Below are 20,575 nucleotides of genomic sequence, written 5' to 3'. Positions count from 1 at the left end.
GGTACTTATCCCCTGATATTGCGCAAACGTATTACTGACTGATATTGGTAGTTTATCGATGGATGTTTAAACCAATGTGCAATAAGCGTTAATTTGATAAAAACTAAACCATCTTTTGCCGGTAATTTTTCAGCTTTAAAGGAATCTACCACTATTTCATTTGGATCAAACAGCCTTTCCCAACCACTTTCTTGACAGTTACCGGCACCTCTTTTCCACTCTACTGACTTATTACTAAGGCGATAGCCAAAGAATTCCGATTCACTGTGTTCTGGCGGTTCCCATTGGTTATTTGTGTTAAGATCATATGCAATAATCAGGCATGAATCCTCACTCTCATCACTTTTATTACTGATTACTATCGGCTTGCCGTCACAATAATGCTGACAATATCCAGCACGGCGAATATCTTTTTCTATAATATGCAACGTTTGTTTAACAAAATAACCTAAACGATATCTTTGATATAACTCCATTATTTGTTTAGTTAAAATAGGGTAACTTTTAGCAATTGCCAGTAAGATAATACTACCAATAGCCATTGCTACAATAACTTCTAATAATGTCATTCCAGATTGATTTTTATATTTCATTATTCCAATAAAGCATCTCTTATTTTAATAAAAAAACATAATTAATCACAAGCTGGAATTTGATTAAACTTATTATTACTACATGATCTCATCCTGCCTCGAGAAGAAAAAATAACAGTTATTTCGCCTGCGGAATTCGCTAAAGCAAAACTCGCGGGTATCATCGTATTTCTTATTCCATGAAATTCTATCTGATCCTTCGTTGCCGAACTGATAATAACATCTTGATAGGGGGAACTTATTCCCTCAACATTTTCCAAATTACAATCAGGCAACCCCGAATTAGAGAGCGCTATGCACCAGCCTTTTCCCGTTTTCAACCACAGCATTACCCTTTTGTTCAGATAATTTGCCAAAGATTGTTGCCTGGCTATAAACGTCAATATTTTCTGTGCTGACTCTTGCAATCTGGCTCTTTCCTGGTGATATCCCCATTCCTGTACTCCCCATAAAGAGAATATTGAAACCAAAACAATAACGATCATCAATTCCAACAAAGAAAAACCTAATTGATTATCAATATTATAACGGCCAATTATATTAATGTTATTTCCCATTGATAATTCCTTATATCCTTCCGAAAAACATTTTACTCATTTTAAAAACAGAATAAATACATAATTGAATTTTATGCGAGAGTGCATCAATAAAAAAATAACAATCTATTATCGTTACATTTAAATTGCGTAGAGCTTCGCAAAAATCAACGAGAATAGTTATTTTTGTTTCTTATTATTGTCATACATTGTAAGATTATATGGCTATGAGGAAGAAGCTTCATGAATATAAGATCAAACGCTTTTATATGATAATGTCATTTTTATTAACTTATTCTAAATATAAATAACATCAGACCAGAAAATAATTAATTGAGAAGATTGTTTTAAGTATAGTGATCCAAGTGTTAAGTATCATGATCAATAGTGGTGTATCGATATTGGTGGTAATAATGTTCGGTTACTGACCTTTATCGAATTTTCAATGGAGCACTGTTACATTAAATACATCGTATCCCACGCAGAATACGACAAGTTAACCGACTACTACCGGAGAAACAGAGAATGATAAATTTTGCAGTCGTTCAGGAACGAGCTCGCGCTCTGTTTTCAGAGATCCCTTGGCTGACCTACATCGATACCTCAGAACAGTACAAAGAAGCGATGGATTTAATTGATGAGCTTTTCAAAGACTATGACAACAACAAAGGGTTAATTGAGATTCTAGCTACAACAATTGAACGCTATGAAGATACTGCCCCTGAATTTGCAGAATTTAACCAGGCTATTGAAAATATTCCTACGGGGATTGCAACCCTACGAGTTCTAATGGATCAATACGGTCTTACGCCAGCCGACCTTAAAAACGAAATCGGAGAAGCTTCTCTGGTATCACAAATTCTGAGTGGAGCAAAGTCACTGACAGTAACCCATATAAAAGCCCTGAGTAAACGTTTTAAGGTTTCTAGTGCAGTTTTTATCGATTAGCTTTATCTATTTCCACAACTGATTGAGTAACAAAAAGATTTTTTAAGATCTTTCATAATTGCTGTCTTAGGTCGGGTTTAATGCCGATCCTAACCTGACTCTAAGACTAATACACCATAAAGTGTTTTTACTATCAGTGTACGATCAGTAGTTGGTACAAGAGGGTAATTAAATCTTGGTTTGTGCTTGCGTATGCTAATATTTGAATTTCACCCCCGACTACATCATAAATGGCACGGAATTGCCGATCTTTGGAAAACCACTGGTGAAATTGTATTCCTTTATCCAGTAACATTGAGGAATAGCCGTATGCTAACGGGTTTTCCCCAATCAATCTCGATGATTCAATCAATAAATCATCTACCAAATTTTGAGCCGCTTCCAACCCTATTGTGTAAGCCTTGTAGTCTTCAATAATAGAAAGTGTCTGGTAGGCTGTTTCAGCAACTTGAACTTTATATATCACGTCCGACATTCCCTGCGTCTACGAAGTGCTTCTTCAGGAGTCATTTTTCTACCATCCATGATATCTTTCTTAGACAGCATAGCGATTTTAAGCAACGCCATCGCCTGTCTTTCTGCGTTTCTATCGGCTTGCTCCCTCTCACGTTCTGCTATCGGTTGAATAAACAATTCAGATATCCCATTTTTGGTAATAAACACGCCGCCCTCGAAATTCTCTGGGTTACTGAGTAGATCCCTAGCTTTTTTTTGAGAAAAGGTATTCATGGTCTTTTTCCTCCTACTTCTATGTATCTGTATACTATACCACCAAAATGAAAAGGGGAACAATTTATAATAAATTGTTCCCCCAGAATGTTGACAAACATAGAAGAGCTATTTTAACCACAACCGTTAAATAGCAACCGGAGCCTTTATTCCTGGATGCGGGTCATAATCAACTATTTCAAAGTCATCAAATTTATAATCAAAAAGTGATTCCGGTTTACGCTTTATCACCAGTTTTGGCAGTGAACGCGGTTCACGACTGAGCTGTAAATTTGTCTGCTCCATATGGTTGCTATAAAGATGGGTGTCGCCACCAGTCCAGACAAAATCACCCACTTCCAGATCACACTGTTGCGCCATCATATGCACCAACAATGCATAGCTGGCAATATTGAACGGTAAGCCAAGGAATACATCACAAGAGCGCTGGTAAAGCTGACAGGAAAGTTTGCCATCCGCGACATAAAACTGGAAGAAAGCGTGGCATGGCGCTAATGCCATGTTATCCAGTTCACCAACGTTCCAAGCCGAAACAATGATCCTACGTGAATCTGGATCGCTTTTAAGCTGTTCCAGCACCGTTTTCAATTGGTCAATCTGACGGCCATCTGCGGTGCCCCATGCACGCCATTGCTTACCATACACAGGCCCCAAGTCACCATTTTCATCCGCCCACTCATCCCAAATAGTCACCCCATTTTCATGCAGGTATTTAATATTGGTATCACCATTCAGAAACCAAAGAAGCTCATGAATAATTGAACGGATATGGCAACGTTTAGTTGTAACTAGCGGAAAACCCTCCTGCAAATTGAAACGCATCTGATGTCCGAAAATGGAGAGAGTCCCCGTCCCGGTACGGTCTGCCTTCGGAGTGCCCTCTGCAAGCACTCTTGTCATTAAATCCAGATACTGTTTCATTTTACCTTTTGTACCTTATTACCTTGGCGTTTATATGCCCATATCATCATTAAAATTCCCGCCAGAATCATTGGTATAGAAAGAATTTGCCCCATGCTGATCCCGTCGAATAAACCCAATTGTGCATCCGGTTGGCGGAAAAATTCGACTATCACTCGGAAAATACCGTAACCAATTAAGAATAAACCAGAAACACTGCCCATCGGCCGAGGTTTACGGATATATAAATTCAAGATAATGAACAGAACGATCCCTTCCAACGCCATTTCATAAAGCTGTGAAGGGTGACGTGGCAGAACACCATATTGTTCAAGTACCGATAGCAATGAAGGCTCCGTTGCAGCCAGGGCAATATCTTCACTACGGGAGCTTGGGAACAGCATTGCCCACGGCGTATCCAAGGTGACGCGGCCCCACAACTCGCCGTTAATAAAATTACCGATTCTCCCCATGCCTAAGCCAAAAGGGACTAACGGTGCAATGAAGTCGGCAACTTGTAAGAAATGGCGTTTCGTTCTGCGACCAAACCACCACATTGCGCAGATAACCCCCATCAAACCACCGTGGAAAGACATCCCACCGTCCCAAACTTTAAACAAATAAAGCGGGTTGTCGAGAAAGGCAGGGAAATTATAAAACAGGACGTAGCCCAAACGGCCACCAACAAATACGCCAGCAAACCCTGCATAAAGTAAGTTCTCTACTTCTTTTTTCGTCCAACCACTATTGGGTTTCGCTGCTCTGCGTGTCGCTAGCCACATGGCGAATACAAACCCAACCAAGTACATGAAACCATACCAATGGAGGGCTATTGGACCTATTGAAAAAATAACCGGGTCAATATTAGGAAATGCCAGGTAGCTGTTACTCATCTTTCCCCACTTAATATTTAGCGTTAATGCCCTAAGGCAAGTGATTGAGAATCATAGCACAGGCGGTTAAACGGATTAAATGCCGCCTCTGACCAAACCGCCAACCCCATGCTGCTCCATAAATGTTGCTGATAGCTCCTTTACTCTTAGGCTGGTTTCAGCTTGTAGTATTTCGGCCATTAATTTTTCAACCTGAGCCATCTCCAGATGACGCAATAAATACTTAATTCTTGGCACACTACAACCACTCATACTCAGGCTACGATAGCCAAGACCAATCAATAATAACGCACCCATCGGGGTTCCTGCCATTTCACCACAAATACTGATCGTAAGACCTGCTCGTTGGCTATTTTCAAATACCAGTTTTAATGCCCGAATCACCGCCGGATGCAAACAATCATAAAGAGAAGCGACGTGAGTGTTATTTCGATCCACCGCCAATAGATATTGCGTTAGGTCATTGGTGCCAATAGACACAAAATCAACTCTGTTTTTGAGTTGTGGCAACAGAAAAATCATCGAAGGAACCTCAATCATTACACCAAGTTGAGGTATAGGTATTTGGTGCGCCAGAATTTTCTCGACTTCCTCTTTCGCCCTGTCTACTAATCGCTTAGCTTCATCAATTTCTTCTACATTCGTCACCATTGGCAACAGGATTTTCAGATTGCCCGTGTCAGCATTAGCTCTGAGCATTGCCCTAAGCTGAATAAGAAAAATCTCCGGTTGATCCAACGTCACCCGTATACCACGCCATCCCAAACAAGGGTTATCTTCGCTAATCGGCATATAAGGCAGTTGTTTATCCGCACCGATATCAAGTGTACGTAATACCACCGGTTTATCGGGAAATAACTGCAACATTTCCTGATAACGCGCTTTTTGTTCATCTTCTGACGGGAAACCACTGTGCAACATAAAGGGTATTTCGGTGCGATAGAGTCCAACACCATCAATACTGTTACTGATTTGTAACTCATATTTCAGGCTTAAACCCGCATTAAGCTGAACCAGAATGCGTTCACCACTTTTGAGCCGCGCTTCCTGATCAACATCCCCCTCAGCCAGTTTGCTCAGTGCTTTTTCTTCCTCAATAATCTGTTTATATTCCTGCGAAATCAGTGGTTCAGGCTCAATAAAAACTTCTCCACGGAAACCATCAAGAATCAGCATACGATTATGCAGGAGTTCCGGTTGGATATCTGCCCCCATAATGGCCGGAATGCCCATAGCACGTACCAATATGGCAGAGTGTGAATGGGTAGCGCCATCACGAACAATCACTCCTGCTAATCTTTCTTGCGGCACTTCTGCCAATAGGTTGGCACTCAGTTCATCTGCAACCAGAATAAACCATTCAGGCCATTGATGGCTGGCAGTAAGTGAATTATCAAGATGAAATAATAATCGCTGCCCAAGCGCTCGTAGATCCGATGCCCTTTCCCGCATATAAGCATCCTGCAAGCTGGCAAATTGTTCTGCGTATTTCTCAATAACTTGTTTAACCGCCCATTGCGCAACAGATCCCTGTTCAACACAGGAGAACAGATCTTGTTTCAACTGAGGGTCATTCAAAAGGTAGGAATAAAGATTAAAAATTGCAGCACTCTCTTTTTGAGAACCCGCGGTAAAACGTTTACTGAGCCGACGACATTCTGCTGTTGCATCTTCAAGTGCCTGAATCAAACGAGAACGTTCTGCTGCATGATCAAGGGTTGAAGCTTCAAAAATTTGGTCAAGTGAGGGTTGGGAACAATCTTGCCATCCCTGAGCCATCACGATGCCATTGGAAATTGCCAGCGCTTTAATTCTGGTTTGCCGATACTGACCAAACAATCCCTTAGTCTGAGCTTGAACAAGGATCACCGCCAGTTGTGTCGCAAGAGTCACCATAAAGGACTCTTCGGTTTCATTAAACAGGCGTTGTTCCTGCTGCTGAACGACTAAAACACCTTGCAACTGGCGGCGATAGACCACCGGAACGCCCAAAAACGCGCGGAAGCTATCCTCTTTCACTTGAGGCAAATATTTGAAACTTGGATGGCTGCGAATATCAGCCAGATTAATCAGTTCAGACAATTGACCAACTTGTCCGACGACTCCCTCACCAAAAGCCAAACTGACAGCCCTTCCCCGGGGTTTCCTCAATCCTCGGGTTGCCATCAGGTAATAACACCGCCGTTGATGATCAGCAAGATAGATAGAACAGACATCCGTGTTCATCGCCAAACAGGTCTCGTTCACCAATAGCTCAAGCGCTTCGGCCAGATTGGTTGCCATAGCAACTTTTTCAACAATTTCCCGTAAGCGCATGAGCATAGAACTCACCTAACTTCTTTTGCGACGATAAGAATACGAAGAACGTGGCAGGGATGAGCTTTCCTGCATTGGCATGACAACCGAAGCAAACTCTTTCATCACGCGCCGATAAACATCACGCTTAAAAGAGACAACCTGCCGGACAGGATACCAATAGCTGACCCAACGCCAGCCATCGAATTCCGGGGTATTACTGTGTTGCACATTAATGTCTTCTTCATTACAGAGCAGTTGTAATAAAAACCACCGCTGTTTTTGACCGATACAGACAGGTCGTGTATCCCAACGCACCAAACGCTTGGGTAATTTGTAACGCAACCAATTACGAGTAGCGGCCAGAACGCGTACATCTTTCCGACCTAACCCCACTTCTTCATACAGTTCCCGGTACATAGCCTGTTCTGGTGATTCCCCCGGATTAATGCCCCCTTGAGGAAATTGCCAGGAATGCTGCCCATAACGCCGTGCCCACAAAACCTGGCCTTGCCGATTACAAATTACAATTCCTACATTCGGGCGGTAGCCATCATCATCGATCACCAGACTACCTCGATAAACTAAATTTGAAAGATGACTAATTGTTTCACACTACCCTCAAGTGGTAAACCTCTATCATTGGACTTTGCAGTCGCTAGCTAAATCTCTACAATAGCGCCATCTCAACGGGGTGCTGGCTGTTTAAAACAGCCTTGCTGAGAGTAAACCCGCCGAACCTGATCCGGCTAATACCGACGTAGGGATTTGAGCTGCTAACTATTTCACAGACATTATCTTGCCGTTTAGCGCTTCCTCAAATCCTTTGCCAATCCTCTTAATGTAAGGAGAGCAAAGTGTTTAAGACGTTATTTTCCAAATTAATCGTACTGACGGTCCTATCAGCCCCTATGTTGCTATTGAGTCAGGTTGTACAGGCTAAACCGGTATTAACGGTCTATACCTATGATTCTTTTGCCGCAGAATGGGGTCCCGGACCCGCAATTAAAAAAGCGTTTGAAGCTGAATGTGACTGTGAACTGAAACTGATTGCTCTGGAAGATGGTGTTTCCTTGCTCAATCGCCTAAGAATGGAAGGAAAGCGTACTGCCGCCGATATTATTCTTGGGTTGGATAACAACTTGATTCAAGCAGCTCAACAAACGGGGCTGTTCACTGAAAGTCAAGTGGATATCAGCAAGCTGGCACTGCCGGTGTCATGGCATAACCAGATATTTATTCCTTATGACTATGGCTATTTTGCCTTCATTTACAACAAAAAGAGTTTGCCAAACCCACCCAAAAGCATGGATGAGCTAATTAATAGCCCCAATCACTGGAAAGTGATCTATCAAGATCCTCGTACCAGCACACCGGGGCAAGGTTTGCTGTTATGGATGCAGAAAATTTATGGTGATGATGCCCCACAAGCCTGGCAAAAACTGGCAAAGAAAACACTAACTGTTACCAAAGGCTGGAGTGAAGCTTACGGTCTGTTCCTGAAAGGAGAAGGCGATCTGGTACTAAGCTATACCTCTTCACCGGGCTACCACCTCTTATTTGAGAAGACAGACGATTATGCTGCCGCTACCTTTAATGAAGGTCATTACCTGCAAGTCGAAGTGGCAGCACAACTGGCCTCCAGCAAGCAACCGGAGCTTGCCCGGAAATTTATGCAGTTTATGCTGACCCCAGCTTTCCAACAGGAAATCCCAACTACTAACTGGATGTATCCGGTCATTGATATCCCACTCCCAGAAGTGTATTCACAGCTTTCAATACCTGAAAAATCACTGCAATATCCCGCAGAAGAAGTCGCAAAATACCGTAACCAATGGATTCGTACATGGCAAAGCGCTGTCAGCCGCTGATAGCCGGATGGCTGTTGCCGGGGGCTATTGCTTCCGGCTTTTTACTATTGGTCGCCTTACTCGCGTTCGGTGCGCTTTGGTTTAATGCGCCTGAACGTAATTGGTCTTTACTGGCAGAAGATAGCTATCTGTGGCATGTGGTGCGTTTTACATTCTGGCAGGCTTTTTTGTCGGCGCTGTTTTCTGTTATCCCGGCTATTTTTCTTTCCAGGGCACTCTATCGCCGTCATTTTCCAGGCCGAACTCTATTTCTCCGCTTATGCGCGATGACACTGGTTTTACCTGTATTGGTCGCTTTATTCGGCATTCTGACGGTTTATGGCAGAGCCGGCTGGCTGGCTCAGTTCTGCGAGTGGATCAGCATCGATTACCATTTCACCCCTTATGGTCTACCAGGAATTTTGCTGGCACATATCTTCTTTAATATGCCACTAGCGACACGGCTTTTACTGCAATCACTGGAAAACATCGCGGTGGAACAACGGCAATTAGCGGCTCAGCTAGGTATGAATGAATGGCAACATTTCCGTTTTGTTGAATGGCCTTATCTACGCCGCCAGATCCTGCCCACTGGCGCACTGATTTTTATGCTCTGTTTCGCCAGTTTTGCTACCGTGTTGGCGTTAGGTGGCGGACCTGCTGCAACAACTGTCGAACTGGCAATCTATCAGGCGTTAAGCTATGACTACGATCTTAACCGCGCCGCGTTACTGGCTCTGATTCAGATTACCTGCTGTCTTGGCCTTGTACTCCTCAGCCAGAAACTTAACAGTGCTCTATCTGTCGGCTACAGCAACCAACAGCAATGGCGTAATCCACAGGATACTTTGTTGAGAAAAATCTGCGACAGCCTGTTAATTATCGCAGCATTATTACTGCTCGTGCCGCCATTATTGGCGGTTATCTTAGATGGCCTTAACAGCGGGTTGCTTAACGTATTGCGCCAGCCTGCATTGTGGCAGGCATTTATCACCTCAGTGGTGATTGCTTTAGGCGCGGGGTTATTATGTGTTTTATTCACTATGATGCTGCTGTGGAGCAGCCGTGAGCTGTACCTGCATCATTCCCTCCATTGGGGACAAGCAATGGAAATGAGTGGTTTGTTAATCCTTTCTATGCCAGGCATTGTATTAGCAACAGGATTCTTTCTGTTGCTCAATGATACCGTCGGCCTGCCCCGTTCACCCTATGGTCTGGTGATTTTAACCAACGCACTGATGGCAATTCCCTATGCGCTGAAAGTTCTGGATAATCCAATGAAAGATCTGGCGGCCCGCTATAATCCACTGTGTCGCTCCCTGAATATTCAAGGTATTAACCGACTGCGCTGGATTGAACTAAAAGCACTGAAAGTTCCGCTGGCACAAGCGCTGGCCTTTGCTTGTGTCCTCTCCATTGGAGATTTTGGCGTTGTCGCGCTATTTGGCAATGAAGATTTCCGTACCCTGCCCTTCTATCTCTACCAGCAAATCGGGGCTTACCGTAGTCAGGATGGCGCGATCACTGCTTTATTGCTGTTATTGTTATGTTTTATGCTGTTTAGTTTACTTGAATGCTTACCGAGACCTCGTAATGCTTAAACTTGAGAATCTGACTTACCGCTATGAACATCTGGTGATGCGCTTTGACTTGCAAATTCAAGCCGGAGAACGTATCGCAATCCTAGGCCCCAGTGGAGCAGGTAAAAGTACACTCCTAAACCTGATCGCCGGCTTTCAAACAGCAGAAAAAGGTTCCCTATGGCTGAACGGGGAAAATCATACCAGTACGCCACCAGCTCAACGCCCGGTCTCCATGTTGTTTCAAGAAAATAATCTCTTCTCTCATTTGACAATTGAGCAAAATATTGGACTAGGCTTACATCCCGGGTTACGCCTTAATAGCACGCAAAAACAGACATTACAGCAAATAGTCTCTCAAGTTTCGTTGGAAGATTGTCTTACTCGTTTGCCTGCTCAACTTTCTGGTGGACAACGGCAGCGGGCAGCATTAGCCCGTTGCCTGGTACGCCAGCAGCCCATTTTATTACTTGATGAGCCTTTTTCTGCCCTAGATCCGGCACTGCGTAATGAAATGCTGATATTACTGGAACAAGTTTGCCATGAACGCCGGCTTACATTACTGATGGTTTCCCACAATCTGGATGATGCCGTTCGTATAGCGAATCGCGCTTTATTAATTGTTGATGGCAATATTCATTATGACGGATCAACAAATGCACTGGCTGCCGGTACTGTTCCTGAAGCAGCTATTTTGGGGAGGAAGGTCGCTTCTATTTAGTACTTCGATTATTTCCTTCTGTGACCAAAGTCTATATTTTAAAAATAAAACTGGGTAATATAAATCTTTTTTGTTATAAGTGTTTTTTATGTGTTAATTTTTCATAAAGGATTTAATAATGTCTAATTTGATTTATGCGACCATAAAAGGAAAGAACCAAGGGTTAATTTCAGCTGGCTGTTCTACTTTTGATTCTATTGGTAATAAATATCAAGAGAACCACCGGGATCAAATACTAGTTTACTCCGCTACACATTCTTTAACTCGAGTACAACATGTAAGCCATCATCCTTTTAATATCATAAAACCCATCGATAAATCCTCTCCTTTACTTGGACTAGCAATTTCAAACAACGAAGAACTTCATATCCTGTTAGATTTTTATAGAACTTCATCAGAAGGTGCTCAAGAAAAGTTTTATTCAATAGAATTAACAAAAGCAAAAATAAATGCTTTTAATACCAATTACCCCCACTCTTTAACTCATGCAGGAAATCAGCCAGAAGAGAGTATCTCTGTCATTTATCAAAATATAACTTGGAGTCATCACATTGCTGGTACTTCTGCTTATAGCATCAGAGATGATGAGGTTTATTAAGAATGAATAAATTGCGTGACAGGGTATTAAGTAATAATTTTTGTACATATAACCCAAGTTCCAGGCCATCTTTTAGGCGATGGGATGAAATAGATGCTTCAATTTATCTTCTTAATCGATTTATTCCAGGCTCAGTAAATTATCTGGATGGTTATAAAGATGCATATGTGAAATATAACAGGAACTTAATTTTAAAATATGCCCATATAGAACAAATCCCACCGAACCTTTTGGCCGGTGTTGCCAGAATAGAAGCCGGCGGTAAACCGGATATGTGGAAATTAAACACTATTGCAATGAGGCAATGGCGTGAACAGGCTTTTAATCTTGATAAAACTCGCTCAAAAGGCTCAAATGAAACTTCTACGGGTATAGTTGCAATACAAATAAGACATGTAGCAGATATGATGGGCTTTGACTCAAATACATTAACAACAACAGACCAGTTAGAAATCGCAAATTGCCTTCAAATTGATGAATTTAATATTAAAATGGTTGCTCGTCATTTAAGAGATTTAATTCTCTATGATTATCCTAATGCAGATACCAAGAACTTAACAAAAGAACAATATATCATGGCTGGTTCTAGATATAACCGTGGTATAACAAGAGAAAAGAGGGATTTCATAAGAATAATGAACACTCCGCCTGAATTAAGCACTACTGATGAAAAAAAATGGATTTCTTACGGAGTAAGTATATATAAGCGGCTGGATTATTTAGATAATTTACTTCAAGGATAAAAATGAAAATATCAGATGTATTTACATTTTTTATGTTAAGTTTTTTATCCTTTGGATTAATTAACTCATTCGCTTTTCCTAGGGTTACAGACTTTTTTGACTTCAACTCAGTTGATTGTGATATATGGCAGTATGAAGATGGAGGTATTGATATAATCACTTCCATATTTATATTAATCCCACTTAGTCCTTTTTATATAGCCTGTTTTTACAAGTCATATTTTTTATTTAAGAGCAATAAAATCAGATCAATAAGCTATTTTGTTTTTGCCTCCATTTTTATTCTTTATTGGTTCTATACTTACTACGCTAGATTTATGCTTTATTGCTAGACAAGATAAGCGTAATGGTGCCTAACCTGACGGTTTTATAAGTTTAATCCGTCTTTTAACTTTATTAAAACCCCCATAAATAACTTAAACTCTTTGGTAGATTTTTCTTTAATATTTCACTTACTCTATTTACCTCTACCTTTCAAGTCTGAGTTAGATATAATTCATATTTTTATAGCTATTTCACAATAAATATTCGGAAAAATATAATTAAGAATAAAGCCATATAATATTAAAATCGTATTGAAAATAACGAATGAAATACATTTTATACGACTATACTCTTATAGATATATTCAATAATACCTGTCTACTTCATTAGAGCTATTTATTTTCCATTCTTTGCAATTAATTCGGCAATGTTTCAATTATCATTTATGCACCACATCACAATATAGTGAGATCAGACAACTGTATAAATAACCATGATTTAATGCTATAATTGTAGTTATTTTCAACAAATATAAGCGCCTGCCTCTATATGCAACAGAATCATGCTGAACAAGGTTTTATATTGACACGCCATTGGCGGGATACTCCCTCGGGTATTGAGGTGGAATACTGGCTGGTGACAGATCAGGGGCCACGTCATATAAAAATTCTTCACCAACAAGCTGTTGCTTTTATCTTGCAAGCTAATATGCCGCAGGTGGAAAAAATTCTGGCGCAAGAACGCAACTACCATCTCCGCCCACTTTCATTGAAAGATTTCAATCGCCAGCCTGTTGCCGCGCTTTATTGCCAGCAATATCGCCAATTACAACGGATTGAGAAAGTGCTACAGAAACAGGAAATTCAGGTTTATGAAGCAGATATCCGTCCACCAGACAGGTTTATGATGGAACGTTTTATCACTGCTCCCATCTGGTTCAGTCAGGCACCTAATGGTAGCTATCAGATGAAACCCAACCCGGCTTATCGCCCAACATTGAAATGGGTATCCCTGGATATTGAAACCAGCCAGCATGGAGAACTCTATTCCATTGGATTAGCAGGATGTGATCAGCAGAAAGTATTTATGCTTGGCCCTGCTAACGGTAATGAGCACCCGGTAAATTTTGATTTGGAATATGTAGCAAGTCGTCCGCAAATGCTGGAAAGACTCAACGAGTGGCTGGAAAAATATGACCCTGACGCCATTATTGGCTGGAACCTGATTCAGTTCGATCTGCGGATTTTACAAAAACATGCTGAACGCTACGGTGTTCCACTGAAATTTGGACGGGCCGGAGGGTTACTGGAGTGGCGGGAGCACGGCTTTAAACCGGGGCACTTTTTCGCTTCCACAGCCGGTCGGTTGATTATTGATGGTATTGAAGCACTGAAAACCGCCACCTGGAATTTTCCTTCTTTCAGTCTGGAATATGTCTCGCAAGAACTACTGGGCGAAGGCAAAGCCATTGATACACCCTATCAGCGTATGGATGAGATTGACCGCCGTTTCCAGCAAGATAAGCCCGCACTGGCGCAATATAACCTGCAAGACTGTATTCTGGTAAACCAGATTTTCGATAAAACCCACTTAATGAAATTCCTGTTGGAAAGGGCAACAGTTACCGGTCTCGCCGTAGATCGCAGTGGCGGTTCAGTCACTGCTTTCACTCATCTTTACATGCCAAAAATGCACCGCATCGGTTATGTCGCCCCAAATCCAGGCGGGAAGCCCGAAGATAACAGCCCCGGTGGTTTCGTGATGGATTCTCGCCCCGGCTTGTATGATTCAGTGCTGGTGCTGGATTATAAAAGTCTGTATCCCTCGATTATCCGCACTTTTCTTATCGATCCTGTCGGTATGGTGGAAGGTCTGGCACAGCCGGACAGCGAGCATGCGGTTCCCGGTTTTCGCAATGCCTTCTTTTCCCGTACTCAGCATTGTCTGCCTGATATCGTGACACAAATCTGGCATGAACGTGACGCAGCAAAAAAACAGCATAACGCCCCATTGTCACAAGCATTGAAGATCATCATGAACGCTTTCTACGGCGTTCTTGGGGCGGAGGGCTGTCGTTTCTTCGACCCGCGCCTGACCTCTTCCATTACTATGCGCGGCCACGAAATTATGCTCCAGACCAGAAAGCTGATTGAATCTCAAAACTATCAAGTTATCTACGGTGATACAGATTCTATCTTTATATGGCTGAAACAAGCGCATGAAGAAGAACTGGCTCTCAGTATCGGCAAAGAACTTGCGCGATTCGTTAACCAATGGTGGCAAAAACACCTGCAAGAACATTTTGGGCTTACAAGCACCCTTGAGTTGGAATTTGAAACTCACTATCGCCGTTTCCTGATGCCAACCATCCGTGGGGCTGAACAAGGCAGTAAAAAGCGTTATGCCGGTCTGAGTGGTGACCGCATGGTCTATAAAGGTCTGGAAACAGTACGCACTGACTGGACACCTCTAGCGCAAGATTTCCAGAAGCAACTGTATTCACTGATTTTTCATGAACAGCCTTATCAAGAATTTATCCGTGGTTATGTTACCAGTACCCTAAAAGGAAAATTTGATGATAAACTAATCTACCGTAAAAGGTTGGGCCGTAAATTGTCTGACTATCAGCGCAATGTACCACCCCATGTGAGAGCAGCAAGGCTGGCAGATGAATACAATCTGCAACATAACCGACCCTTGCAGTACCAAAATGGGGGGTGGATAAGCTATGTCATGACACAATCCGGGCCGGAACCACTGGAAAATCTGCATTCATCACCAGACTATGATCACTACATCAATAAGCAACTTCAGCCTATCGCTGATGCTATCCTGCCGTTTTTACAGGATGATTTTATAACTTTACTCACCGGACAGATGGTAATGCCTTTTGACTGATTACTATTTTTTGCAGGTGACGACCGGCTTTGCTTCCATTAACATATCGCCCCTTTGACGAGTGATAAGGGAATTAACGGGGTGTCTTGCTGTCTGCCCATTATCTCCGTTAGACCAAATAAAAAGCTGTCGTCCTCCACCTATGAATAACATTATCTAACAGAAACTGAGTTAAAATTTATGCCATTTACCCTCGGTCAACGCTGGATCAGCGATACAGAAAGCGAACTTGGATTAGGAACCGTTGTTGCACTGGACGCACGAATGGTCACTTTGCTCTTTCCTGCCAGCGGTGAAAACCGCCTCTATGCACGCAATGATTCTCCTATTACCCGTGTTATGTTTAACTCGGGGGATGTTGTCACCAGCCATGAAGGCTGGCAACTCAAAGTGGATGAAGTCCAACTAGAAAATGGCCTGCTGATTTATACAGGCACACGACTTGATACTCTGGAAGAAAATATCAGTCTGCGCGAAGTATTCCTTGACAGTAAACTTACCTTCAACAAACCACAGGATCGCCTGTTTGCTGGTCAGATTGACCGTATGGACCGCTTTGCCTTGCGTTTTCGCGCCCGTAAATATCAAAGCGAACAATTTAAACTGGCTGAAAGCGGCTTGCGGGGTATCCGCGCCAGCCTGATCCCTCATCAACTTCATATCGCTAATGAAGTCGGCAAACGCTACGCGCCAAGGGTTCTATTGGCCGATGAAGTCGGTTTAGGTAAAACCATCGAAGCCGGGATGATCATCCACCAGCAATTGCTGGCCGGTCGTGCTGAACGCGTTCTGGTGATTGTACCCGATAGCCTTCAACATCAATGGCTGGTAGAAATGCTACGCCGTTTCAACCTGCGTTTTGCCCTGTTTGACGATAGCCGCTATACCGAAGCACGACATGACAGTGATAATCCATTTGAAACAGAACAATTAATACTCTGTTCACTGGATTTTGTCCGCCGTAATAAACAGCGTTTTGAGCATATGCTTGAAGCTAGCTGGGATCTGATGGTGGTGGATGAAGCTCACCATCTGGCCTGGAGCGAGGATGCTCCTAGCCGTGAATATCAGGTTGTCGAACAATTAGCTGAACAGATCCCCAGCGTATTGCTATTGACTGCAACACCAGAACAGCTAGGGCAAGAAAGCCATTTTGCCCGTCTACGTCTACTTGATCCAAACCGTTTCCACGATTATCAGGCTTTTATCGACGAACAACAAAAATACCTTCCAGTTGCCGATGCTGTCACACTGCTGTTATCCGGTGAACAACTTAATAATAATCAATTAAATCTAATGGGTGAATTGATTAGCGAGCAAGATATTGAGCCTCTGCTGAAAGCCGCCAATAGTAATAGCGATGAAAGTGAAACCGCACGCCATGAACTGATTTCCATGCTTATGGATCGTCACGGCACCAGCCGTATTCTGTTCCGTAATACCCGTAATGGTGTAAAAGGCTTCCCCCGTCGCGAACTGCACCAGATCAAGTTGCCTCTGCCATCCCAATATCAGACCGCTATTAAAGTCTCCGATATTATGGGCGCTAAAAAATCGCTGGAAGCTCGCGCATGGGATATGCTCTACCCAGAACAAATTTATCAGGAGTTTGAAGGCGAAAACGCTACCTGGTGGAACTTTGATCCCCGCGTAGAGTGGCTACTTGGTTTTCTGATGGCAAATCGTCATGAGAAAGTGCTGGTAATTTGTGCTAAAGCAACCACAGCTCTGCAATTGGAACAGGTACTACGTGAGCGCGAAGGGATTCGTGGCGCTGTTTTCCATGAAGGTCTATCACTGGTTGAACGTGATCGCGCCGCAGCCTATTTTGCTTCCGAAGAAGAAGGAGCTCAGGTATTACTATGCTCCGAAATTGGCTCAGAAGGCCGCAACTTCCAGTTCGCTAACCAATTAGTGATGTTTGATTTACCATTCAATCCGGATTTACTGGAACAGCGTATCGGACGCCTGGATCGTATCGGCCAAAGCCGTGATATCCAGATTAGTGTGCCTTATTTGGAAAATACCGCCCAAGCTGTCCTGATTCGTTGGTATCACGAAGGTTTGGATGCATTCGAGTATACCTGCCCAACCGGTCGTACTATTTATGATCACTATTATGAAACTCTGCTGAACTATCTTGCCAAACCCAATAGCCAGGAAAAATTTGGTGAATTTATTGATCAGTGCCGCCAGCAACATGAGCAACTCAAACAGCAACTGGAGCAAGGCCGTGACCGGCTGCTGGAAATGAACTCCAACGGTGGCGAACATGGTTTGCAACTGGCAGAAAAAATTTCAGAGTATGATGATGATACTGATTTAGTGAACTTCTCACTCAACTTATTTGATATCGTTGGTATCAATCAGGAAGATCGCAATGACAACATGATAGTGCTGACACCATCTGATCATATGCTAGTCCCAGATTTCCCTGGATTACCAAAAGATGGTTGTACTATCACTTTTAATCGTGAACAGTCTCTGTCCCGTGAAGATGCCCAGTTTATCAGTTGGGAGCACCCAATTATCCGTAATGGGTTGGATCTGATCCTTTCCGGCGATACGGGTAGCTGTGCGGTATCCCTTTTGAAAAATAAAGCATTACCTGTCGGAACCCTGCTGGTAGAACTGATCTATGTAGTTGAAGCTCAAGCCCCGAAACACCTGCAATTGACCCGTTTCCTTCCACCAACGCCATTGCGGATACTGATGGACCTGAAAGGCAATAATCTGGCTGGTCAGGTGGAGTTTGAAAGCTTTAACCGCCAGCTTAATGCAGTGAATCGTCATACGGCAAGTAAACTGGTCAATGCGGTACAAAAAGAAGTTCACGCTATTTTGCAACAGGCCGAAGGTTTAGTAGAAACTCAGGCTCAATCATTGATTGAACAAGCGAAACAGCAAGCAGATGAAAATCTCACTGCTGAACTTTCCCGTTTGGAAGCATTGAAGGCCGTCAATCCAAATATTCGTGATGATGAATTGGAAGCCATTGAATCCAATCGCCAACAGTTGCTGCTTAACTTAAATCAGGCAGGCTGGCGTCTGGATGCTATTCGCCTTGTTGTCGTTACGCATCAGTAAATATTAGCAATACCCGGAGGCTAAACCGGAATGGGGTAAACTTTACTAAGCACCCTATTCCATGCCTCCCCTAATATTCAGCTACCGGAGCCTCAATGGAAGCTTATAACCCTCCTACCGATCCTTGGTTACATGTGCTTTATCAGGATCAACATATCATCGTAGTCAATAAACCCAGCGGGTTACTCTCTGTTCCCGGTCGGGCAGAAGAACATAAAGACAGCATTATGACGCGGATACAACAACAGTTTCCCGTAGCAGAATCTGTTCACCGGCTAGATATGGCAACCAGCGGCGTAATGGTAATTGCATTAACCAAAGACGCAGAGCGTGAATTGAAACGCCAATTCCGTGAACGAGAACCGGAAAAAACCTATATTGCACGGGTTTGGGGACGTCTGGAACCAAAAACTGGTCTTGTCGATTTACCGCTGATTTGTGACTGGCCGAACCGACCAAAACAGAAAGTGTGTTTTGAAACCGGGAAATCGGCTCAGACTGAATACGAAGTACTCGCTTACGAAGATGAAGCAACTCGAGTAAAACTCTCACCGATAACCGGTCGTTCACATCAGCTCAGAGTACATATGCTAGCACTTGAACACCCGATTCTGGGGGATCGGTTTTACGCTCATCAGCAGGCAAGAGCAATGGCGCCTCGCCTGCAATTACATGCACAAGAGTTATATATCACACATCCGGCCTATGGAACGCCAATGCATTTTCAGTGCAAAGCCGATTTTTGATTAATAGACAAATACAGTAACCGAATCCAATGAAGCCAATATCAAACATAAGGCCAAGCCACAACAAGCCAAAAGAACACGGATATTTGCCATTTTTTGCCTTCCTCCTAAATTAAAACAAAATAAAACATAAAATATTCTAATATTTTAGAGAAATAAAAAATAAACTCAACCGCCGTAGGGGATGTTATTCCCCTATATATTTAGTGGCATGTTTTTAAAGATAAAAAAATAGCCTATTTAAAACCCTTCTCTTTTTTAATGAGATCATAGGCAGCCTGAATTGACTGGGCCTTTTGTTTAGCAATCTCCATCATTTCCGGTGGTAAACCTTTTGCTACCAGCTTATCCGGATGGTGTTCACTCATCAATCTACGATAGGCACGTTTAATGGTCGTCGCGTCATCCTTTTCACGCACACCTAACACCTTACAAGCGTCCGCGAGTGTTGGCCCCTGCGCGGCCCTCTGATAACCGCCATACTGCCGTTGCCGCCACTCTCCTCCATCACCGAAATTGCGGCCACCTTCCATCATGGCAAGGAATTGTTCAAATTGATTACGAGAGATCCCAAGTTCATCAGCAATAATAAACAGCACCGTCCTCTCATTCGGATGCAATTGCCCATCAGAAAATGCAGCCTGTAATTGGATCTCCAAAAACATGCGAACTAAGTCAGACCGGCCAAAACAGGCACGACGCAATTGTCTTAGTGTCTCACGCAAAGGAAAATTGGGTTCTTTACCTTCACGAAAAGCCTGCTGTGCTGCTATCCTGGCTTGTCCGTGAAGTTGCATGCGATCCATTAACTGGCTCGCAAGACGAATATCTGTTTCAGTCACCCGCCCTTTTGATTTAGTGATATGCCCCATCACCTGAAAAGTACTACTGAAAAATAGCAATTGACGAGACTGATTATTTGCAAAAAAACCTTGGTTTCTCCGTGCACTCGCCCTATCAAGCATATGACCAATAAACAGACCAATGACAATACCCCAAAAGCCGGCTCCAGACACAACACCAAAAATCAGCCCAAGCAATTTTCCCCAATAATGCATATACTCCTCAATTCACCAATGCTCTGAGTGTCGTTTTGCATTATCATACTATTCATTCAGCTCCGTGCCTAACGGCAAGATAAGTAAAGGTATGACTTTACGCTGGCGTATATTCATTGAGTACGCTAGTCTCTTG

19 protein-coding genes and 1 riboswitch are annotated in these 20,575 nt (G+C 42.9%); of the genes, 10 read left to right on the top strand and 9 right to left on the bottom strand.

What is annotated here, in order from left to right:
• Window positions 1–5: 5 nt before the first annotated feature.
• Together C6H66_RS07595 and C6H66_RS07590 are read right to left on the bottom strand one after the other, a co-directional pair.
• On the bottom strand, window positions 6–593 hold the full coding sequence (locus C6H66_RS07595) for a prepilin peptidase-dependent protein (protein ID WP_105395252.1): 588 nt from the start codon (window positions 591–593) through the stop codon (window positions 6–8).
• Window positions 594–634: 41 nt separating this feature from the next.
• A complete protein-coding gene (locus C6H66_RS07590) occupies window positions 635–1,150 on the bottom strand; it encodes a prepilin peptidase-dependent protein (RefSeq protein ID WP_105395251.1) in 516 nt (171 codons plus the stop codon).
• A gap of 373 nt (window positions 1,151–1,523) precedes the next feature.
• Here C6H66_RS07590 and C6H66_RS07585 point away from each other — a divergent pair, with 373 nt between their 5' ends.
• Together C6H66_RS07585 and C6H66_RS07580 are read left to right on the top strand one after the other, a co-directional pair.
• Window positions 1,524–1,658, top strand: coding sequence for a type II toxin-antitoxin system HigB family toxin (locus tag C6H66_RS07585; RefSeq protein WP_082300797.1), 135 nt, complete (start codon window positions 1,524–1,526; stop codon window positions 1,656–1,658).
• Window positions 1,655–2,077: a helix-turn-helix domain-containing protein gene (locus C6H66_RS07580; protein WP_105395250.1), complete on the top strand. Its 423-nt coding sequence runs from the start codon at window positions 1,655–1,657 to the stop codon at window positions 2,075–2,077. The genes C6H66_RS07585 and C6H66_RS07580 overlap by 4 nt, the downstream gene beginning before the upstream one ends.
• Before the next feature lie 133 nt (window positions 2,078–2,210).
• Here the strand turns inward: C6H66_RS07580 and C6H66_RS07575 are convergent, their stop codons facing one another.
• From C6H66_RS07575 to rppH, 6 genes are all read right to left on the bottom strand, one after another.
• Window positions 2,211–2,543, bottom strand: coding sequence for a hypothetical protein (locus C6H66_RS07575; RefSeq protein ID WP_052739388.1), 333 nt, complete (start codon window positions 2,541–2,543; stop codon window positions 2,211–2,213).
• The gene (locus C6H66_RS07570) at window positions 2,540–2,806 is read right to left on the bottom strand and encodes a hypothetical protein (protein WP_046394836.1); all 267 of its coding nucleotides are present in this window, start codon (window positions 2,804–2,806) and stop codon (window positions 2,540–2,542) included. Before C6H66_RS07570 ends, C6H66_RS07575 begins: the two co-directional genes overlap by 4 nt.
• 126 nt (window positions 2,807–2,932) lie before the next feature.
• Window positions 2,933–3,727 (bottom strand): thymidylate synthase, encoded by a 795-nt coding sequence (gene thyA / locus C6H66_RS07565; protein ID WP_046394835.1) that lies wholly within the window; start codon window positions 3,725–3,727, stop codon window positions 2,933–2,935.
• A complete protein-coding gene (gene lgt, locus C6H66_RS07560; RefSeq protein WP_105395249.1) occupies window positions 3,724–4,599 on the bottom strand; it encodes a prolipoprotein diacylglyceryl transferase in 876 nt (291 codons plus the stop codon). Before lgt ends, thyA begins: the two co-directional genes overlap by 4 nt.
• A 75-nt stretch (window positions 4,600–4,674) precedes the next feature.
• The gene (gene ptsP / locus C6H66_RS07555; protein ID WP_105395248.1) at window positions 4,675–6,921 is read right to left on the bottom strand and encodes a phosphoenolpyruvate--protein phosphotransferase; all 2,247 of its coding nucleotides are present in this window, start codon (window positions 6,919–6,921) and stop codon (window positions 4,675–4,677) included.
• A 9-nt stretch (window positions 6,922–6,930) separates the two neighbouring features.
• The gene (gene rppH / locus C6H66_RS07550) at window positions 6,931–7,461 is read right to left on the bottom strand and encodes an RNA pyrophosphohydrolase (RefSeq protein ID WP_046394832.1); all 531 of its coding nucleotides are present in this window, start codon (window positions 7,459–7,461) and stop codon (window positions 6,931–6,933) included.
• Window positions 7,462–7,574: 113 nt separating this feature from the next.
• A riboswitch (TPP riboswitch) is annotated at window positions 7,575–7,679 on the top strand.
• 72 nt (window positions 7,680–7,751) lie between these two features.
• Here rppH and thiB point away from each other — a divergent pair.
• The 8 genes from thiB (at window position 7,752) to rluA (ending at window position 19,381) form a co-directional block, all read left to right on the top strand.
• The gene (gene thiB, locus C6H66_RS07545) at window positions 7,752–8,765 is read left to right on the top strand and encodes a thiamine ABC transporter substrate binding subunit (protein ID WP_105395247.1); all 1,014 of its coding nucleotides are present in this window, start codon (window positions 7,752–7,754) and stop codon (window positions 8,763–8,765) included.
• Window positions 8,741–10,345: a thiamine/thiamine pyrophosphate ABC transporter permease ThiP gene (gene thiP, locus C6H66_RS07540; protein WP_105395246.1), complete on the top strand. Its 1,605-nt coding sequence runs from the start codon at window positions 8,741–8,743 to the stop codon at window positions 10,343–10,345. The genes thiB and thiP overlap by 25 nt, the downstream gene beginning before the upstream one ends.
• A complete protein-coding gene (gene thiQ, locus C6H66_RS07535; RefSeq protein ID WP_105395245.1) occupies window positions 10,338–11,045 on the top strand; it encodes a thiamine ABC transporter ATP-binding protein ThiQ in 708 nt (235 codons plus the stop codon). The genes thiP and thiQ overlap by 8 nt, the downstream gene beginning before the upstream one ends.
• Window positions 11,046–11,163: 118 nt before the next feature.
• On the top strand, window positions 11,164–11,643 hold the full coding sequence (locus C6H66_RS07530) for an Hcp family type VI secretion system effector (protein ID WP_046394828.1): 480 nt from the start codon (window positions 11,164–11,166) through the stop codon (window positions 11,641–11,643).
• 2 nt (window positions 11,644–11,645) lie between these two features.
• The gene (locus tag C6H66_RS07525) at window positions 11,646–12,386 is read left to right on the top strand and encodes a hypothetical protein (protein ID WP_046394827.1); all 741 of its coding nucleotides are present in this window, start codon (window positions 11,646–11,648) and stop codon (window positions 12,384–12,386) included.
• Window positions 12,387–13,199: 813 nt separating this feature from the next.
• Window positions 13,200–15,548: a DNA polymerase II gene (locus C6H66_RS07515; protein WP_105395244.1), complete on the top strand. Its 2,349-nt coding sequence runs from the start codon at window positions 13,200–13,202 to the stop codon at window positions 15,546–15,548.
• Window positions 15,549–15,728: 180 nt separating this feature from the next.
• Window positions 15,729–18,635, top strand: a complete 2,907-nt coding sequence (gene rapA, locus C6H66_RS07510) for an RNA polymerase-associated protein RapA (RefSeq protein ID WP_105395243.1) — start codon at window positions 15,729–15,731, stop codon at window positions 18,633–18,635.
• Window positions 18,636–18,730: 95 nt separating this feature from the next.
• Window positions 18,731–19,381 carry a bifunctional tRNA pseudouridine(32) synthase/23S rRNA pseudouridine(746) synthase RluA gene (gene rluA / locus C6H66_RS07505; protein ID WP_046394823.1) on the top strand — a complete coding sequence of 217 codons (651 nt, stop codon included), beginning with the start codon at window positions 18,731–18,733 and terminating at the stop codon, window positions 19,379–19,381.
• Between the two features lie 236 nt (window positions 19,382–19,617).
• On the opposite strand, the gene djlA is transcribed toward rluA, so the two are convergent.
• Window positions 19,618–20,439: a co-chaperone DjlA gene (gene djlA, locus C6H66_RS07500; RefSeq protein ID WP_105395242.1), complete on the bottom strand. Its 822-nt coding sequence runs from the start codon at window positions 20,437–20,439 to the stop codon at window positions 19,618–19,620.
• Window positions 20,440–20,575 lie beyond the last annotated feature (136 nt).

Source organism: Photorhabdus hindustanensis, from assembly GCF_002968995.1.
Classification (GTDB): Bacteria; Pseudomonadota; Gammaproteobacteria; order Enterobacterales; family Enterobacteriaceae; genus Photorhabdus; species Photorhabdus akhurstii.
The sequence above is the reverse complement of the archived record's forward strand: the minus strand, read 5'-3'. Positions and strand labels throughout refer to the sequence as shown.